The following is a 17,405-nucleotide window of genomic DNA, read 5'->3' on the forward strand; positions in this document are numbered from 1 at the left end:
CCGTGAACGGACTCATCGAACTCCACCGCCGCGTCGCCCGAGGATTCCGCAACCGAGACAACTACCGCCTACGCATGCTCCTCATCGGCGGCGGACTCAGCCACTCCCACCTCAAGTAAGAAGAGCCCGTAAAGGTCCGCGGCGTGATTCTCAGTCATCAAACCCAAGGTAGTCGGTACCGTCAGGATCCCGCTGAGGACCCACGGCAACGAGTCTTCCTGCAGACGTGCCTTTAAGGTTCAGATCGAACTGGTGTCGGGCGTCATCGTCAGAGAACCTCTTCCATTCGAGATGGTGAGCGTGTTCTCGTCCCACGAGTAGTTCAGCGGTAGCTCTGTGACCCTGCGAACTCACCGGTCGTAACCGTTCAGCGGAGGTTCGCAGAAGATAGCGGCAATCTGCATCTTTGACTTATCAAGGATGATTTGTTTCTCAGTGACAGTGACGGCCGCCTGAAACCCGACGCATGGTGTGCCGACAGCAACTACGCGATCAGCACCGCGGTCAGTGATCCAGGCCCGTCTTCGGTTCAATCCTGGGGCCTGCACTGCTCCCATTGGCTCGGAGCGCGGAGTGAGAGAGCCCTACTAGGGCTTTCCCCCGGTTCTCCCATCAGTGAGAGTGCAATCTGCGCCGTCAACGATGAGACCCATCGACGGTAGGTCGGAAGTGAGTTCGGCCTGAACCGTACACGTCGTCCCGGCGCTGACGGTTACCCACCCCAACGGGATATCTCCGTAAGACAGGGAATGGCCGGTTCCCATGTCCTGCGAGACAATCAAATTCCCATCCGGCCCGACGACGCGAACGTCATAGCTGCTGCCCTGTACGTCAGGCAGAACTGACCGAACCTCTACAGCGACGCTTCCGGGTTCGAGTGCTGATCCACAACCACTCAAGGAGCCGCTGAGTGTGAGCACAACGATGTAGCCCGCGCAGCTTCTACTCTTCATGGCCCTACCTTTCAGCACTTCGCGCAACGTGGCTAAAGGACAATCATCGATCGGCTACCGAATGACGATGAACCGCTCGAGAACTACGAGTGTGTCGTCGGTCAGCTCGACATCGGATCCAAGTTCTGCCCTCATAGCTGCTGAGGACCAAAACCTACTATGCGCCTCCCGCCACTGAGCCACGGACTCGTACCCCTCGCCCTCGGACACCGCGTGTTCCAGAGGAACATCGCCCAACCGAACCGTAGCTATTTCAGTCGTTTCAATGACAAACGATTCCTTGCCCTCCGAGTCGATGACGACACCACGCTGACCGATCATCGGCAGAGACTCATCCTCGATCTCGTACTCGCGTAGAAGCGACGTTGTCGTGGTCTTGGCGCCGGACCGCATGGCAGCGATCAGCGCATCGCGGAGCGGCCCGGGGAAGCCGAACTCAACAGGCGGAAGGTCAGCATTCATATCACCAGCTAAACAGAGCCCGGCAGGTTCGTCGGCCGATCGTCGTGACACGACCGATCCTCAGAGTGAACGACCTTCGATCTAGACTCGCCGAGTGGAGTCATTTGAGGTCACTGTCGAGACCTTGGCCTCCGTGCCGCATATGACGCGTGAAGAGCTCGTGGAGGAGGCACGAAGTTTTATAAGGAGGATCCATGCTCGATGACGTCGGTAACGCATATTCACGTCGTGCAGGCGAGTACACCGAGATCCTCGGTTCGATGAATGCAGTCCACCCCTCGGACCGTCAGCTCGTTTCCTGTTGGGCTGATGGTATCGATGGCCACATCATCGACGCGGGCTGCGGGCCAGGTCACTGGACGAACTTCCTTTGTAAGCGCGGAGCTGCCGCAAGCGGTGTGGACCTGGTGCCCGAGTTCATCGACAGGGCACGCAGTGCGTATCCCGGTGTGACTTTCAGCGTCGGCAGTCTCGAGACCCTTGATTCCGCGCCAGGAACAGTGAGCGGGATTCTGTCGTGGTACTCGCTCATCCACTACGGGCCCAGCACGATCAGGATCCCCCTCCTGGAGTTCGCCTGCGCGCTTCGCCCTGGCGGCGCGCTGCTCCTCGGCTTCTTCGAATGCGCCGTCATTGAGAAGTTCGCTCACGCCGTGGTCCCGGCATACGGATGGCCGGTCAGCGACCTCACCGACGAACTGACCTCGGCCGGCTTCGATGTAATCGAAACCCACGCAAGGACAGCAATCGGCCAGCGGCCCCACGCAGCGATCATCGCGCAGCGCAACAGCATCCGGTAATCGATTGTTTCTCGGAGGCCGGTGTTGTCTGCGGGACAGGTCCCCCTCATCGGTAGGATCAGCGGATGCTCATATGTCCGGCAACCTCAGACGACGTCGAAGGTGCCCGAGGCATCAGTGCAGCGAGCGGCCGTGATGCCTGGAGCGTAGAGATGCTCAGCATCACGCCGAAGCGACTGGTCCTGGCAGCGGAGGTGGCAGGTGAACTTGTGGGTGTAGCCAAAACGCACTTCCATGCGTACCCGGATGGCGATGCCCCTGGCGGCCATTATCTCGGAGGGGTGATGGTCAAGCCTTCCAGCCGCCGACAGGGAGTCGCATCAGCCCTTACGAGTGCGCGCCTGGGGTGGATATGGTCCCGGGCCGGCCATGCCTACTACTTCGCTAATGAGCACAACATCGCCTCAATCCGCCTACACGAGGCGTTCGGGTTTCATGCACTCGGGAACTTCTCCGCGATCCACGGCGTCGTAGCCGACGACGGGCAATCAGACCTCGTCCTCTTCATGGCGTCCCCCTGAGGACCGGCAAATTAAGACCCTCGTGGCTCGGGCAGAGGCAGTTCGGCCGTGGTGGTACTTGGACTTTCATGCGAGGAGTCTTCGTATCAAAGTCCTCCTCCTCTGCAGCTTCTTCCTGACTCGCTCGAGCCAGATTTGCGGAACGGACAAGGCCCGCCAGCGGATCCCTGAAGTAAACCGAGTCGTCATACCTACGGGCCGGGCTCCGGGTCTTCCATGAGATGCCTTGTGAGCTGCGCGAATTCACGATCGAACCCATCCCGCTCATAGGCGGCGGTGTGAGTTGAGCCGATCAGCACCGTTGCGATGGGGTGCACTCCAATGCCACACCTGCGACGCGGGGCAAAAGTTGTTCGAGTCCCAGCAAGACTGGGGTGAGACGTCGGTACCAGTGGTGGACTCGCAGCCACTTCGAGGTTGTGACTTTTCGTCAGGCTGGTGGGCTTCCTCAAGGGCGATCGGCGGGATTCGACGGCGCCAACGCGCTGTGACGCGTGCGAGACTTTCAGCGGAAGCACCTGCCTGAATCGGCTTGGTCTGGGGCAGGATATGAGGGGTGGTCAAGAAAGCGTCCGATGACGCGAGCCCCCGGGTCCTGTCCAAGAAGGAGTACGCGAAGGAACTGCTGCGGTTGCAGGAGGAACTCGTCGCGTTGCAGGAGTGGGTGCGCCAGACCGGGACACGGCTGGTTGTCCTTTTCGAAGGGCGTGACACAGCCGGCAAGGGGGGAACGATCCAGCGCATCAGCGGTGCGCTGAACCCGCGCTCGTGCCGGGTTGTCGCACTTCCCGCGCCAACGGAACGCGAACGTTCGCAGTGGTACTTCCAGCGCTACATTGCCCATCTGCCAGCAGCCGGCGAAATGGTGCTCTTTGACCGGTCCTGGTACAACCGGGCCGGGGTGGAGCGGGTGATGGGCTTCTGCACCGATGAGCAGTATGCCGACTTCGTCCACACCGTGCCCATGCTCGAGGAAGCGCTGGTTACTGACGGAATTGTCGTGGTGAAGTACTGGTTGAGCCTCTCCGACTCCGAGCAACGACGCCGATTCCGGGCCCGCATCGATAATCCGGCCAAGCGGTGGAAGCTGAGCCCCATGGACCTTGAGGCACAGGCCCGGTGGGTCGATTACGCCGAGGCGAAAGACAGGATGTTCGAGTTCAGCGACACTGAGCACAGCCCGTGGTGGGTGGTGGATGCCGACAACAAGAAGGAGGCCCGGCTCAACCTGATAGCTCATCTGTTGTCGCTGTTCCCCTATGAGCAGCCGGAGTTACCCGATATCGAGTTGCCCGCGCGCCAGAACCGGGCCTATCAGCGGCCACCGTTGGAGCGCCAGCGGTTCGTGCCCCAGCGCTATGAGATCGGAACGTCGAAGAAAGAGCCGAAGGGCGAAGAGGAAGATTCCCGCTGAGCTTGAAGCCCGACAAGGGGACCGAAAGCCGACTACCGCGACAAGGACCTCGTCGTCGGGTTTTGTAGCCGCCTGCATGAAGCAGCCGACTAGCGCCCGATTGCGGATTCTTCGCCGTTGCAGGCCGATGCAGTCAGCACTGCGGTGCTCGACTCTGAATCCCACCCAGGAGACCCCGCCCTTACAGTCCACGATACTGGCGTGAATCTCGAGCGCTTCCGACTCATCAGGCGAACGAGACGGTTCTGCGGCGTCCTACTCAGGGATCGGCTCACTGACAGCTTCTTCTCCTGCATCGGTCTTTCTCCCACTGCACCAAGCGCGGTGGCTACGATTCTCGAAGCCGATGACGGCGCACGTTCGGTCTACAACGATCCTGCCGTTCTGCGCGCCGGTGACTCGGGCCAGACCCATACCGGCACATTAGCGCCCGCGCCTGAGATCGATCTCGCGGACTTTTTCGATCCCGGCGGCGCCGACGGTGACGGCGAGTAGTAGCACCGCCGCGCGTGTGCCGGATGATTCTCGCTCAGTCCAGGTTCTGCCTCACCGGAAAAGACAAATTCTGGTTCGATCGGGCATCACAACCCCGCGCGGACGGCGATCGTCCTGAGGACACATGGTGTCAGGTGATCGCTTGTTGGGTGAGTCGCAGGACAGTGTCGGTCATGGTCTGGTCCGCGGGCTCTGTGGTGGAGAGGATGAGCGATGCGGCGAGGAGGCCGTTGACCGCCGTGACTCTCAGGTAATGCGTGGTCGAATCGTTCTCGGTGACGCTGTAGTGGGCGCTGCTGGCACGGTCCCCCAGAGGCGGTGCGTCCACCGTTGTGTAGGAAAAAGCCTGCGTGGTGTCGACGACCGTGACGCTGAACTCAGTGCACTGCATCGGAGACTCGGATTCGGTGCCGACGAAATAGCTGGCGAGCTCCTCGGCGTCCTCCGCCGTGTAGATCTCCACCCTCAACCGCGACTGGTCCTCGTTGAGGTTGCTCCGCCCCAGGACGCCGTCCAGACCACCCGGAGGCGCGGTGAAAGCAGCCTCCGGCGCACACTCGGCCGGCGAGTACAGGCGCTCGAACAGCGGTGGTCGTGCCAACGCGTCGAGATGGCTGCGCGTCTGAGCTGCCGGGACGACGTACAGCGGCGCTCCCTGCAGATCGGTCAGCCCGACCATCCGATTGCGCAGACGCTCCCCGGTTGCGCCTCGCTGGTGGCTGATGCGGTGACCACCACACGGGGTCCCTCGCGGTCCCCGTCATCAGCCGTACGCGCGGTCGACACCAGGACGGCGGCCGCGGTGATGCTCGCGCGCAGGAGCGCTTTCCTTCTGGTGCCCATAATTCATCCAACCACGGGCCGATGCTCCACCCCGGGCAGCAGCCGTCACCACGTCCGCGCCAGGCGCGTGATTGGTGGGTACGCTGACTCTCATGTCCCGCATCTTGATTACTGGCATGTCAGGGGCAGGGAAGAGCACCCTCCTCCTCGAACTGTCCCGGCGGGGGCCACGAAACGATCGACACCGACTACGACGGCTGGGTGCTCCCCGGCGGCACTTGGGATGAAGCGCGCATGGCGGCCCTACTGGCCTCTGATCGACCCGTGGTCGTCTCGGGGACTGTCGAGAACCAGGGCCGCTTCTACGATCGCTTTGAAGCCGTCATTCTCCTCAGCGCACCAGCGGACATTCTTCTCGAGCGGGTCGCGGCCCGGACGAACAACCCCTATGGCCAGGCAGAGGCAGAGCAGTCCTTGATCCGCCACCATGTTGCCGACGTCGAACCGCTGCTCCGAAAGGGTGCATCCCACGAACTCGATAGTCGCCGACCGATCTCGGAACTTGCAGATGAAGTTCAGCGTCTGATCCACAGTTCGCACCAGACGTGATCCCGCAGGCGGATGGACTTCCGGACGTCGAGGGCGCGGGGCTCCTCGTCCTGAGCTACGGCCGGGCAGGCCGCAACCGGCGTCGGCTACGAGTCCCGATCGGATAACCAGAAGATGGGCCTGTCCGCTGTGAAGACTTATATCCGCGCACTTCCCGGCGCAACCGCGCTGCTCGCCTCATTTCTCTCCGGATACTCCTGGACTTGGTCAGGGGACCCGTCCTCCTTTGCCGTTGCGCACGTCGTGTCGACGATCCTGTGCTTGGGCGCACCCCTGGCATTCGTCATCGTCGGGCGGCTGCTGAGTTGTCGGCTCGACCTGCTGAAGCTCGGTGCGGTCCTGCTCTCAATCGCGAGCATCCCACTGCTCGTCGCGAATGGAATCTACGTGTTCGACATCCGTACGCCTGAGAATGCAGCCGGCGACATCGGTGGGATCAGTCTTGCACTCTTGGGCTGGGCGGCTTTGCTCGTCACCTCGTTGGCGTGCACTATCGGCTTACCCGTGGCCAGGAACGTCACCTCTGAACAACGCAGCAGCGACACCTTCTCTGCCAGGTAGAGCCACGAGCCCTTGAGCAACGGACGATGCCCGCCAGGGATCGCCCTCTGGGGCCGTTCTCGCGCATGTGCGAGAGTGGGCGTCATGCCTTTGGACGAAGAGCTCGACCGGATCTTCGCGGAACGGGACCGCGACGACATGCAACCAACCATCAATGCGTTGCTCCCGCTTTATGCTTCGCACCCGGAGAACGCGCGGGTGCTCTACGAAATCGGTGGCGCCTATGACACGGCTGGGCAGGAGGACATCGCCCGGAGGTTCTACGAGAAGGCGTTGACTGCCGGATTGGAGGGCAACCTGCTGCGCCGGTGTTATCTCCAGTACGGATCGACACTGAGGAACGTGGGCGAGTATGAGAAGTCGAGCGCGATCTTCAGCAAAGCCCGCGCGGTTTTCCCCGGGTCCCCGGAACTAGGAGTCTTCGAAGCGATCACCCTTCACGCCGCAGGCCAACCAAACGAATCCATCGCCCTGCTACTTGAGGTGGTGGCAGAATCTGTAGCCACCCCGGACATTGAACTGTACAAGCCCGCGATCAGCGGGAATGCAGATTACATTCGCTCTTTGAAGTAGGCGCGATCGCAGTAGCGGGCGAACTCCGCCGAGCGATCCAACAATGGACTGCGACGAGGTCGTGCGACAGGTAGCGATCACCAAACGCGGTCCTTCATTGGTGCGGTCCACCGCTATGTAGCGATTCACGAGGGTCGTTGGCCAAGGAAGGCGGTAATGGCTTTGCCGACCGCTCGGTCGGCACTGTGGTGCGCGGCGTGGGGTGCACCGTTGATGGTGCCTGCTGTCCCGTCGTGTGCGATGTGGGCGAGCCGAGTCGACCACGCGGCGCCGGCGACAACGTCTCGTGAACCGCGCAGGACGAGGACAGGCTGGCGAGCCAGGGGCAGCCGAAACTCGATCGGGTAGCTCATGGCGAGTTTCAGTTGAGCAAGGTACCAGCGCGGCCCGCACCGCAGGACATCGAAGGACTGCACCATGCTCAACAATGGCTTCTCGAGGACTGAGTTGACCCCGAGCCTCAGGGCCTGCTGACGAACGGTGCGGTGCTCGACGTCGACGGCAGCACCGATGAGGATCAGGTGCGATACGAGATCAGGGCGTTCGATGGCCAGTTCCGTAGCACTCTGGACTCCCATGGAATGACCGATGACGACGCAGGACGAGGCCCCGGCGTCGTCGAGGAGTTTCCCGATCAGGTCTGCCGTTGCCGCGTTACTCGCGGCATGGTCCGGTCTTCTCGTCCAGCCGTATCCCGGAAGGTCGATGAGGTGCACATCACCGTGGGCAGCAAGAACAGCACCCAGTCGGCGGAAGTACCGGTGGGACATGCCGATCCCGTGGATGAGGACGAACACCGCTGCCGGCTCGCTCCTGTCCCGGGTACTGCACGCGACTCCCTTGTCGTAGGCGATGAAGTAGGAACGGCACTGCCGATCCCCCAGCGTGATACTCCTCAGTTCGAGCACCTCGGGGCCCGAACCCACCCCGGGCGTGAAAGACCTGAAGGAACGAGTGGACGCAGTAGACCTTCCCTGCCCCGGCGCCCGCCCCTGCGCCGCCTCGTCGTGTTGCTCCCGGTCCGCTGCCTCTTGATGACGGTTCTTCTCCACCTCTGCTCCAACCTGTGTTCCAGAGCGAGTTTCGGCTTGCTGACCTGCTGCGGTGAGCAGGGCTGCGGTGACCGCGGCGGCTCCGCCGCGAAGTGCGGCGTGGGGCTGTCCTGGTATCTCCACGAGCTGCCCGTCGCCGGCGTTGCTGCTGATTCTTTCGCACCAGTCATGGCCGGAGATGATGTCGCGGGTACCGCGCATGACGATGACGGGGCATGAGACGAGGGAGATCCGCTCGTCAAGGCGGTACCTGAGCATGACGGGTAGTTCCTGCAGGTACCAGCGAGGCCCACATTCGGCGTAGGCGGTGCCGACCATCACAGTCGTGAGGGGACGTTCGATCAGGGTGTCCACGGCGAGCATGAGCGTGTGCTTGACCGGGGAGCGATGCTTGATGTCGGTGACGGGGCCGATCAAGGCGAGCCGGGAGACGAGGTCGGGCCTGTCGATGGCGAGTTCTGTCACGAACTGGGCCCCCATCGAATGACCGATCACCACGCATCCCCCTGCATCTTCCTCGTCCAGGATCCGGCTCAGCACGGCAGCGTAGTCCCCGACACTCATCTGGTGTTCCGGTCGCGGCGTTCCGCCGAAACCTGGCAGATCAACGATGAGCGTGTCCCCATGTTGGAGGAGGTCGCGTTGCAGCTTGTCGTAGTAGCGGTGGGACATGCCCATCCCATGCACCATGACGAACAGGGGTCGGACGCGTCCGGGGTTGGCCGAGCGGCGGGACAAGTGCACCCGGCAGGAGACTGGCTCACGTCCATCCTCGGCCCCGTGAGTGACCGTCCTCGTGGTCGTTTCGGCAGTACGGGAAGTTGGCAAGGAGTTCCTGGTGCTCTCAGGCCTGGTTCAGACCGGTATCAGGTCTTGTCCCGAAGCCGGGTTCTTGTCGTCAGGGTGAGTGCGCAGGAGTTCAGGTACTTCCGTGCTGCTCACCCGTGCGGGGGGTCAGGGTCGGCGGTAGCGGTTGATCATGGGGCAGTCGAACGGGTCACGTGCGGCGAGTCCTACCCGGTTGAGGTAGGAGACCACGGCTCCGTAGGAGGCGGCGACTCCTACTTCGGTGTAGGGGACGCGCAGGCGCTCGCAGTGCTCGCGGACGATCACGGCTGCGCGGCGCAGGTGCGGGCGTGGCATGTCGGGGAAGAGGTGGTGCTCGATCTGGAAGTTCAGTCCGCCGAAGGCGTTGTTCACGAACGAGCCGCCGCGGATGTTGCGTGAGGTGAGGACCTGCTTCTGGAAGAAGTCGAGCGTGCTGTCCCTGGGTACCACGGGCATGCCCTTGTGGTTCGGGGCGAAGCTCGCACCCATGTAGATGCCGAACACGGCCAGCTGGACCCCGAGGAACGCGAAGGCCATGCCGACGGGCAGGAACCAGAACAGGACGCCGAGGTAGGCGCCGAAGCGTGCCCCGAGGAGCGCGAGTTCCACCCAGCGGCCCTTGATGGTGCGGCGGGCGAAGAGCGTGCTGATCGATCGGGCGTGGAGGTTGATGCCCTCCATGGTGAGCAGCGGGAAGAAGAGGTAGCCCTGGCGGCGTGTGATCCAGGCCTGGATGCCCGTGGCTTTCGCGGCGTCCTCCTCGAGGAAGGAGATGGTGTCGACCTCGATGTCCGGGTCCTTGCCGCGGGTGTTGGGGTCGTTGTGGTGGCGGGTGTGTTTGTCCATCCACCAGGCGTAGCTGATTCCGACGACGCCGGCGGCGAGGATGCGGCCGGACCAGTCGTTGGCCCCGCGGGTCTTGAAGATCTGGCGGTGGGAGGCCTCGTGGGCGAGGAACGCCACCTGGGTGAGGACCACGCCGAGGACCGCCGCGATGAGGAGCTGGAACCACGTGTCGCCCAGGAGGGCGAATCCCGTCCACGCCGCTCCCATGGCCAGGGCCAGCAGCGCGAACACGGAGACGTAGAAACGGCGTCGGCGGGTCAGCAGGCCCTCCTTGCGGACCTGCTTCAGCAGGACCGAGTAGGAGGCGACGACGTCGTTCGGCTTCGAGATGCGAACGGTGCGCGGTGCGGCGGATCTTTCCGGGCTGGATTGAGCGACTAGATCAGTCATGGGTGTCCTTGGATCGCAGAAACCAACCCCGAAGGAGATACGCAGGGCAGGATGGTCGAGAGGTGGATCGTACGTCGGGTGTGTACTTCGGAGTCACGGGACAATCCGATGGTCTTCACCCGAGGATCGACAGGGCGCGCGGGACGCTTTCGATCGTGATGTCAGTCTGTGCGTCGACGGACTTCACTTCCCCGTCGGTCTGGTAGGGGATCGGTTTCAGGGTCGCGAAGTCGTACTTCGCGTAGCTCGGCTGGTCGCCGAGGCCCCTGGACATCGCTTGGACGGCCGTCAGGAGGATCCGCCACTTGGGCATGTGGCGGAAGGTGATGACCTCGAACTTGCCGTCTGTTGGTTGATCGTCGGCCTCACTCAGGGTCGCGTACTTGGCCATTTGAGAGATGTTCGCGAACACCAAACTGTCGAACTTCCGCAGTCGGCCGTCGCTTTGGCGGATCTCGAAGGGTTTGAACTTGGAGAAGGTCCTCACGACCGAGAACAATTCCTTGATCGCGCCCTTGCTGCCTTTCTCGAGATTGATCGCCACGATCGGAGTCAGCCCGAACCCGATGTAGGAGTGCGCGTAGACCGGTTCAGCGTCGGGCAGCGCCATGCTGATGCGCAGGAGGTCGATACGACGTACCTGACCCTCGACGATCGCGTCCGCCAGCGGCTTCTGGCCTATGACCCGGCTGTGGTCGTTCGCGTTGCCTGCGGCAAGGACGGCGCACACTGCATCACTGCTGAAGCTGGACATGACGCCGTTGACGACTTCGTTGTATCCGCCGTCGCCGCTGACGGACACGATCAGGGCGTTCCCGGCATCCGCGGCCTCCCGGGCGAGGTCCACAGCGTGGCCGGCGTGTTCAGTGGGCTGAAGCCTGATGGCCGTCCAGGGCAGCGACGATGTCAGGTCGTCATGAAGCTTCTTCGCGAGGGAGGGCGCGTCCCCGGTGCTGTTCGGGTTGAAGATGATGGCGATCGTGTCGAAGGTGCGCCCTGCGTCCATGAATAGCTCTCCTGGTCGATCGTTGCTGCAGTGATGCAGGCACTCGTGAAGGCTGCGTGATTGGCCACTTCCAGTAGCTCTGCGGGCTGGGCCCGGGTGTAGGTAGCCCGTAGCCCCGCCGTCGTCGCCTTCCGTTCATCGGACTCCGAGCTTCGATCCCAGTATAGTAAGCCTGCTTCGCATATCGGTGTAGACCAGCGTGTCGGCCCGAGCGATCGGCCACAAGGCGCTGCGCCTGTGGGTGACACATGCCGGTAGAGCGTCTGGCACCCGATGCGCACGATGAGGATTGACAACCACCCGGATGTAAAGGAGCCTTGTCGTGACAAGGAGTCTTTACATCAGGGGTGACGTGCAGAACAGTATTCGTGACCTACGCGCGGAGACCGGGATGTCGCAGCGGGAGCTGGCCGAGGTTCTTCAGGTCTCACGTCAAACCATCAACTCCATCGAGACAGGACGCTACGATCCTTCCCTTCCCCTGGCTATCGCCATCGCCCGTCACTTCCGTCGCTCAGTAGAGGAGATCTTTCATGCAGACTGACACACCAGCACGGCGCAACGCTGTAGCCCTCAGCGTTCTCGCGGTGGTCCTCGTTCTGATGTCCGTTGTCGTGGTGCTGTTGAGGGAGCACGCTCCGGGAAACATGGTTCCCGGGTTCATCATCGGGCTCGGCATCGGTATCGCGGGGGCCCTGGTGATGGCATGGCGGGTCCTCCGCCGGCCGGACCGCGCGTCCACTTTCGAGCGGGCCTGGACGCAGACCGGGGACGAGCGTGAGGATGCGCTCCTCACGCGCGCGCTGGCCGTCGTCGGATTGCTCTCGCTTCCGCTGGTCGGCATCGGCACCCTTGCTATCGGTTTCGGAGCCGAAGCGCCCATGGTCATGACCCTCCTACTGGGAGCCCTGGCTGTCACCGGACTTCTCTCCTTCGCAGTGTTCAACCACCGAAGCTGAAGTCCCGACACCGTTCCCCGACAGCACGTGTCGCTGACCTCGGCCCAGCCTGACGTGGTCATCGGTGAGGTTCCCTCCGGTGGGTACGACCTCGGGCTGGGCCCCGAAGGCCCGGGCGTGACGGGCCGCGGGTTGTTCATCCACCCGGGGATGCCCAACTGCGGGTCGGCCTCTGGCACACGACGACCTTCACCCACTCCAGCGCCCGGGCTCACTAGTCCTGGGTCAGAGAATTGTCCACCTCCTGACCCATGACTGCGCGTCCGTGCGCGCCCGGACAGTAAGCGCATAGGCTCACACTCTGACGGTGTTCGTCAGACCTGGCCGCGGCGAGAAGCAGCGGGCCCGCAAGTGACATGACAGGTAGGGAGAACCGATGAACACCCACAAGGACGCCTTTACCCAGGTCGGACTGTTCGCCTGCGCTGTCATGCTCCTTACGGCCTGTTCCACGGGCTCCAGCACCGCCCCCGGGACAGTGACACCAGACACCGAGACGTCGGCCTCAACTCCCATGACCGGTGAAACAGATGCGACCTCCCTGCCGACGACATCGCGTGCAACGTCTTCTGCAACATCGGATGCGACACCGTCGACGACCGCCCTGAGGACCGCGAACCCCACGGCCTCGGCTACAGGTTCGGCGTCAGCCGGCGGTCAACCCGCCGCTACGATCTCACTTGTTGCAGGGGCGGAGCATAAAATCACCGGCTCCGCGGATCCGGTGACGGTTGAATGCACTGACGGAGGAGACATCGACATCGAAGCCGACAACGTTGACCTGACAATCACCGGTGACTGCGAGGACGTCGAGATTGACGGGGACGAGAACACGATCACCGGCGGCAACGCCGAGACACTCGATATCGAAGGTGACGGTAACACTGTTGCAACAGGAACAGTCCCTGAGGTGAGCGTTGATGGAGACAACAACTCTGTCGAGGTCGACGAGACCAGCGACGTCAGCGTCGAGGGTGATGAGAATACGGTCACCTACCAGTCGGGTGACCCGGCCATCGAGACCGAGGGAAACAACTCCGTCTCCGCCGCCTGACTTCTCTCCCGACCGATCACCTGTCCCGTCCGCAGCCGGTCCTCCAGGGCGGGTATGAGTCGGTGGCTGGTAATTCACCTGCGGCTCTCTTCTACTTCGCGGATACCATGAGGACGATCGTGCCACTGTGGTCCTTGGGTGAAGCTATAAACAGTCCGAACTATCCGCAGCAACACCCATATGCAGACGCTTGCACGAGCGCTGTCGCCGATTACCAGGACGGTGCATCAGGAACCTGGTGACCGCTCTCCAGGATGCTGGAGCGACCGCCGAGGACGTGATCAGTACCCGGTTGCTCGTGGCGTCAACCGAGCGGAATGATCTCGTCCGCGCGAGGGAACTTGTCCGCCGAGCCTTCGGCGCCCATGAGGTCCCGAACTGATCAATCATGCAGAACGAACCGCTCCCCCTGATTCCCCACCGATGCTCTTCGGTCGCTTCCGGTCCGACGGTTTCCCCGCGCGGTGGTTCCTGCGAAGTCGATGGCGCTGAACAGTCAGAACCACGCTGCATGCACGAGGAGCCACGACGACGAGCACCATGCCGACGGGTCGCTGCCCTAGAGCCCCCGGTGATCAGAGCGGGTACCGGGAGGGGCCGTCACCCGATCCGGCAAGCCTTCCGGTCAGATCGATGGCGTAAGCGAAACTTTCGAATAACGACCGGTCTCCCCGCGGACACATCCGTCGATTTGTCGAGGACTCTGGGAGCCGCGGAGAGCGAAACCCCTGCGTCATCGGCTACTTCATGGAGCTCGACCTGACAATCTCAGTCGAAATCCACCTGTTTGTTACCGGAAACCCTTGCGTTCTGACCCTCCACTGTTAGGCTCGCATCACACTACTTGCTTTCGACGTAGGAGTCGAAACTTTCGAGAGGCGTTCAAAGATGAACAAGCACAGCATGAAGAAGCTGCTGACCGTTGGGGCGGTGACAGCAGTCGCCCTCGGCGGCCTGTCCGCGTGCGGCTCCGACAGCGGAGGAACAGAAGACGGCGACGTCACCATGACCTTCTGGCACAATTCGACGACGGGCGCCGGCAAGGCGCACTGGGAAGACACGGTCGCAGCATTCGAGGCGGCCAACCCTGGCGTGACGATCGACATCCAGTCCATCCAGAACGAGGAGATGGACGGAAAGCTCCAGACGGCGCTGAACTCCGGCGATGCGCCCGACATCTTCATGGCGCGCGGCGGCGGCAAGCTCGCGGACGTCGTAGCGGCCGGACAGGCCATGGACATCACGGATTCGATCGACGAGGCCACCAGGGCCGCTGTGCCCGAAAGCGTCTTGAACGCCTTCGCGGTCGACGGCAAGATCTACGGAATGCCGACCGCCTTGCTGCCTGGCGGCATCTTCTACAGCGAAGACCTCTTCACCGAAGCGGGCGTCGAGGGAACACCGTCGACGATCGACGAGCTCGGCTCCGCCGTCGACAAGCTCAAGGGTGCAGGAATCGACCCCATCGCCGTCGGCGCGAAGGATGCCTGGCCTGCAGCGCACTGGTACTACTTCTTCGCGGTCCGCGCCTGCTCGCAGGACGCTCTCAACACGGCCGCCGAGACGATGGAGTTCGACGACCCGTGCTGGCTGGAGGCCGGTAACAACCTGCAGGAATTCGTCGACACGGAGCCGTTCAACAACGGATTCCTCACCACCTCGGCACAGCAGGGAGCAGGCAGTTCTGCAGGTCTGCTCGCGAACCAAAAAGCAGCGATGGAACTCATGGGCGCATGGAACCCAGGTGTCATCGCATCCCTGACCCCTGACCAGAAGCCGCTGCCTGACCTCGGCTGGTTCCCGTTCCCCGAGATCGAGGGCGGCGAGGGTGAGCCTGGCGCCATGATGGGCGGCGTCGACGGATTCACCTGCTCCGCTCAGGCCCCTCAGGAAGAGTGCACCGCGTTCCTGAACTTCTTCATGCAGCAGGAGCACCAGGAAGGCTACGCGGAAGCGTTCCAGACGATCCCCGCCAACCAGGACGCCCAGGCGGCTGTCACTGACCCGGCGCTCCAGTCGATCCTCGCGGCGTACAACGAGGCACCCTACGTCACGGTGTGGCTCGACACGCTGTTCGGACAGAACGTCGGAAATGCGCTCAACAAGGGCGCCGTCGACCTGTTCGCGGGTCAGGGCACTGCCGAGGACATCGTCTCTGCTCTGAACGACGCAGCGGCCAAGGGATAGCAGCAGATCATGATTGAACCTGCAGGGGGTGCTCCGTTGTTGACGGACAAGCAGCCGCCGCAGGGCACGGTTACGGCAGGGGATGGCGCTCACGCGGCGTCCCCTGCCGCACCGCGGCCCAGACGGCGTCCAACTGACTGGCGCAAGCGTCTCGAGATCACGCTCCTGGCCGGGCCGGCGATCCTCGTCTTCGTCAGCTTCGTGATCTTCCCGGTCGTCCTCGCCGGCTACTACGGCTTCTTCCGCTGGAAGGGCTTCGGGCCGGCCACCGATTTCGTCGGTTTCGAAAACTACATGATCATCCTCCAGGACAGCGCGTTCCACGACGTGCTGCGCCACAACGGGTTCATCCTGGTGCTCTCCCTGGTCCTCCAGGGACCCATTGCGATCATCCTCGCGCTCTTGCTCAACCAGAAGATCCGTGGCCGCTCGCTCATCCGCGTGCTCATCTTCGTCCCGTACATCATCTCCGAGGTCATCGTCGGGATCGGCTGGGGTCTCATGCTGCAGACCTCCGGTTCCGTCAATGGGCTGCTCGAGAGCGTCGGGCTGGGGGCTCTCCAGAAAGACTGGCTCTCTGACCCGAGCATCGCCATCTGGTCCCTGATGGTGATCATCTCGTGGAAGTACATCGGCTTCGCCGTCATCCTCTTCCTCGCCGGACTGCAGAGCATCCCGGACGAATTGTTCGAGGCGGCCGCGATCGACGGCGCCAGCTACTGGCAGATCCAGCGCACCATCACGCTGCCGCTCCTCGGACCGACCGTGCGGATCTGGGCGTTCCTGTCGATCATCGGCTCGCTGCAGTTGTTCGACCTGGTCTTCATCATCTGGGGCCAGTACGTGGCCTCGACGGCCGGGACCTCGACCATGGCCACCTACATGGTCGCCAACGGGCGCACGTCGGGGAACTTCGGCTACGGCAGTGCCGTCGCCGTCGTCATGTTTCTGATCTCCCTCGTCATCGCCTTGATCTACCAGCGGTACGTCCTTTCACGCGACACCGCCGGCGCCCTCACAGAAGGAAAGAAGTGATGACTGTTCTCGAAGCTCCCACGCGCCAGCACAAGAAGCGTCCACCGCGTGACCGCCAGGAGTGGGGCAGCCCGGCGACCTACTTCATCGCCTTCGTCTTCATCGCCCTCTGTCTCGGACCCGTCATCTACATCATCCTCGGTGGGTTCCGCGACAACTCGCAGATCACCAACTCGCCCGCGGGATTCCCGAACCCGTGGAACTTAGACAACTACGCCGAGGTGCTCGCTAGCTCGACCTTCTGGCAGCAGGTCGGCAACTCGGCGATCGCCGGGATCGCTACGACCCTCGGTGTGGTGACGCTCGGCCTGATGGCGAGCTTCATCCTCGCGCGGTACACGTTCGCGGGTCGCGGGGCGATGTATTCACTCTTCGCCGCCGGGCTCATGTTCCCGATGACCGTGGCGATCACGCCGCTCTACATCCTCGTCAGGGACCTGGGCCTGATGAACAGCCTGGCTGGGGTGATCCTCCCGCAGATCGCCTTCGGCTTGCCGGTGACGATCATCATCCTGGTGCCGTTCCTCAAGGCCATTCCGGACGAAATCGAAGAAGCGGCGTCCATCGACGGCACCAGCCGGCTGGGCTTCTTCTTCCGGATGGTCGTTCCCTTGTCGCTGCCGGGCGTGGTGACGACGGGCATCCTTGCTTTCGTGGCGAGCTGGAACAGCTATCTCCTGCCGCTGTTCATCCTCAGTGACCAGGCGTCATACACCCTGCCGCTCGGCGTTCAGGCGTTCGCTTCGCAGTATTCGGTGGACACGGCGAAGGTACTCGCCTTCACCTCACTGTCCATGATTCCGGCACTGATATTTTTCACGCTGTTCGAGCGTCGCATCGTCGGCGGACTCACCGGCGCCGTCAAAGGTTAGGACTT

Annotated in this window: 18 protein-coding genes; 13 read left to right on the plus strand and 5 right to left on the minus strand. The window is 62.7% G+C overall.

The genetic code is table 11. The features are described 5' to 3' along the window. Positions 1–1,007: 1,007 nt before the first annotated feature. Positions 1,008–1,415 (minus strand): ASCH domain-containing protein, encoded by a 408-nt coding sequence (locus tag FJV46_RS13335; protein WP_087025342.1) that lies wholly within the window; start codon positions 1,413–1,415, stop codon positions 1,008–1,010. A gap of 194 nt (positions 1,416–1,609) precedes the next feature. On the opposite strand from FJV46_RS13335, the gene FJV46_RS13340 reads away from it, so the two are divergent. The 4 genes from FJV46_RS13340 (at position 1,610) to FJV46_RS13355 (ending at position 4,645) form a co-directional block, all read left to right on the plus strand. Next, positions 1,610–2,215, plus strand: a complete 606-nt coding sequence (locus tag FJV46_RS13340) for a class I SAM-dependent methyltransferase (protein ID WP_087025339.1) — start codon at positions 1,610–1,612, stop codon at positions 2,213–2,215. A gap of 65 nt (positions 2,216–2,280) precedes the next feature. Then, complete coding sequence (locus tag FJV46_RS13345; RefSeq protein WP_087025336.1) at positions 2,281–2,736, plus strand: GNAT family N-acetyltransferase; 456 nt, start codon at positions 2,281–2,283, stop codon at positions 2,734–2,736. A 556-nt stretch (positions 2,737–3,292) separates the two neighbouring features. Beyond that, complete coding sequence (ppk2, locus tag FJV46_RS13350; RefSeq protein ID WP_087025333.1) at positions 3,293–4,150, plus strand: polyphosphate kinase 2; 858 nt, start codon at positions 3,293–3,295, stop codon at positions 4,148–4,150. A 201-nt stretch (positions 4,151–4,351) separates the two neighbouring features. Beyond that, positions 4,352–4,645 (plus strand): hypothetical protein, encoded by a 294-nt coding sequence (locus FJV46_RS13355; RefSeq protein WP_104150480.1) that lies wholly within the window; start codon positions 4,352–4,354, stop codon positions 4,643–4,645. A 130-nt stretch (positions 4,646–4,775) separates the two neighbouring features. Here FJV46_RS13355 and FJV46_RS13360 read toward each other — a convergent pair whose 3' ends face one another. Continuing rightward, positions 4,776–5,324: a hypothetical protein gene (locus tag FJV46_RS13360; RefSeq protein WP_087025330.1), complete on the minus strand. Its 549-nt coding sequence runs from the start codon at positions 5,322–5,324 to the stop codon at positions 4,776–4,778. Between the two features lie 398 nt (positions 5,325–5,722). On the opposite strand from FJV46_RS13360, the gene FJV46_RS13365 reads away from it, so the two are divergent. The 3 genes from FJV46_RS13365 to FJV46_RS13375 all read left to right on the plus strand — a co-directional run bounded on the left by FJV46_RS13365 (position 5,723) and on the right by FJV46_RS13375 (position 7,171). Beyond that, positions 5,723–6,037, plus strand: a complete 315-nt coding sequence (locus FJV46_RS13365; protein ID WP_232008392.1) for a nucleoside/nucleotide kinase family protein — start codon at positions 5,723–5,725, stop codon at positions 6,035–6,037. Positions 6,038–6,166: 129 nt separating this feature from the next. Further along, positions 6,167–6,598, plus strand: coding sequence for a hypothetical protein (locus FJV46_RS13370; protein WP_126130592.1), 432 nt, complete (start codon positions 6,167–6,169; stop codon positions 6,596–6,598). Positions 6,599–6,682: 84 nt separating this feature from the next. Then, complete coding sequence (locus tag FJV46_RS13375) at positions 6,683–7,171, plus strand: tetratricopeptide repeat protein (protein WP_087025345.1); 489 nt, start codon at positions 6,683–6,685, stop codon at positions 7,169–7,171. Positions 7,172–7,296: 125 nt separating this feature from the next. Here FJV46_RS13375 and FJV46_RS13380 read toward each other — a convergent pair whose 3' ends face one another. The 3 genes from FJV46_RS13380 to FJV46_RS13390 form a co-directional block, all read right to left on the minus strand. Continuing rightward, positions 7,297–8,967 (minus strand): alpha/beta fold hydrolase, encoded by a 1,671-nt coding sequence (locus FJV46_RS13380; protein ID WP_087025324.1) that lies wholly within the window; start codon positions 8,965–8,967, stop codon positions 7,297–7,299. A 210-nt stretch (positions 8,968–9,177) separates the two neighbouring features. After that, positions 9,178–10,287: a fatty acid desaturase family protein gene (locus FJV46_RS13385; RefSeq protein WP_126130593.1), complete on the minus strand. Its 1,110-nt coding sequence runs from the start codon at positions 10,285–10,287 to the stop codon at positions 9,178–9,180. Positions 10,288–10,402: 115 nt separating this feature from the next. Next, positions 10,403–11,293: a diacylglycerol/lipid kinase family protein gene (locus tag FJV46_RS13390; protein WP_087026414.1), complete on the minus strand. Its 891-nt coding sequence runs from the start codon at positions 11,291–11,293 to the stop codon at positions 10,403–10,405. Between the two features lie 352 nt (positions 11,294–11,645). On the opposite strand from FJV46_RS13390, the gene FJV46_RS13395 reads away from it, so the two are divergent. From FJV46_RS13395 to FJV46_RS13425, 6 genes are all read left to right on the plus strand, one after another. Then, positions 11,646–11,837, plus strand: coding sequence for a helix-turn-helix transcriptional regulator (locus FJV46_RS13395; RefSeq protein WP_087026762.1), 192 nt, complete (start codon positions 11,646–11,648; stop codon positions 11,835–11,837). After that, complete coding sequence (locus tag FJV46_RS13400; protein WP_087026417.1) at positions 11,827–12,252, plus strand: hypothetical protein; 426 nt, start codon at positions 11,827–11,829, stop codon at positions 12,250–12,252. The genes FJV46_RS13395 and FJV46_RS13400 overlap by 11 nt, the downstream gene beginning before the upstream one ends. A gap of 376 nt (positions 12,253–12,628) precedes the next feature. Next, positions 12,629–13,306 (plus strand): DUF3060 domain-containing protein, encoded by a 678-nt coding sequence (locus tag FJV46_RS13405; RefSeq protein ID WP_087026419.1) that lies wholly within the window; start codon positions 12,629–12,631, stop codon positions 13,304–13,306. 888 nt (positions 13,307–14,194) lie between these two features. Further along, the gene (locus FJV46_RS13415; RefSeq protein ID WP_087026425.1) at positions 14,195–15,493 is read left to right on the plus strand and encodes an ABC transporter substrate-binding protein; all 1,299 of its coding nucleotides are present in this window, start codon (positions 14,195–14,197) and stop codon (positions 15,491–15,493) included. Positions 15,494–15,502: 9 nt separating this feature from the next. Then, a complete protein-coding gene (locus FJV46_RS13420) occupies positions 15,503–16,528 on the plus strand; it encodes a carbohydrate ABC transporter permease (RefSeq protein WP_104150496.1) in 1,026 nt (341 codons plus the stop codon). Beyond that, entirely contained in the window at positions 16,528–17,400 is an 873-nt protein-coding gene (locus tag FJV46_RS13425; RefSeq protein WP_087026431.1) for a carbohydrate ABC transporter permease, read from the plus strand. The genes FJV46_RS13420 and FJV46_RS13425 overlap by 1 nt, the downstream gene beginning before the upstream one ends. Positions 17,401–17,405 lie beyond the last annotated feature (5 nt).

The sequence above is a fragment of the Arthrobacter agilis genome (assembly GCF_006494655.1).
In the GTDB taxonomy this organism is placed as follows: Bacteria; Actinomycetota; Actinomycetes; order Actinomycetales; family Micrococcaceae; genus Arthrobacter_D; species Arthrobacter_D agilis.

Bases quoted from the DNA above. Each gene is read 5' to 3' on its own strand.
- FJV46_RS13335 (WP_087025342.1), bottom strand. From the start codon at position 1,415: ATGAATGCTGACCTTCCGCCTGTTGAGTTCGGCTTCCCCGGGCCGCTC.
- FJV46_RS13340 (WP_087025339.1), top strand. From the start codon at position 1,610: ATGCTCGATGACGTCGGTAACGCATATTCACGTCGTGCAGGCGAGTAC.
- FJV46_RS13345 (WP_087025336.1), top strand. From the start codon at position 2,281: ATGCTCATATGTCCGGCAACCTCAGACGACGTCGAAGGTGCCCGAGGC.
- FJV46_RS13360 (WP_087025330.1), bottom strand. From the start codon at position 5,324: ATGGTCGGGCTGACCGATCTGCAGGGAGCGCCGCTGTACGTCGTCCCG.
- FJV46_RS13365 (WP_232008392.1), top strand. From the start codon at position 5,723: ATGGCGGCCCTACTGGCCTCTGATCGACCCGTGGTCGTCTCGGGGACT.
- FJV46_RS13375 (WP_087025345.1), top strand. From the start codon at position 6,683: ATGCCTTTGGACGAAGAGCTCGACCGGATCTTCGCGGAACGGGACCGC.
- FJV46_RS13385 (WP_126130593.1), bottom strand. From the start codon at position 10,287: ATGACTGATCTAGTCGCTCAATCCAGCCCGGAAAGATCCGCCGCACCG.
- FJV46_RS13390 (WP_087026414.1), bottom strand. From the start codon at position 11,293: ATGGACGCAGGGCGCACCTTCGACACGATCGCCATCATCTTCAACCCG.
- FJV46_RS13400 (WP_087026417.1), top strand. From the start codon at position 11,827: ATGCAGACTGACACACCAGCACGGCGCAACGCTGTAGCCCTCAGCGTT.
- FJV46_RS13405 (WP_087026419.1), top strand. From the start codon at position 12,629: ATGAACACCCACAAGGACGCCTTTACCCAGGTCGGACTGTTCGCCTGC.
- FJV46_RS13415 (WP_087026425.1), top strand. From the start codon at position 14,195: ATGAACAAGCACAGCATGAAGAAGCTGCTGACCGTTGGGGCGGTGACA.
- FJV46_RS13420 (WP_104150496.1), top strand. From the start codon at position 15,503: ATGATTGAACCTGCAGGGGGTGCTCCGTTGTTGACGGACAAGCAGCCG.
- FJV46_RS13425 (WP_087026431.1), top strand. From the start codon at position 16,528: ATGACTGTTCTCGAAGCTCCCACGCGCCAGCACAAGAAGCGTCCACCG.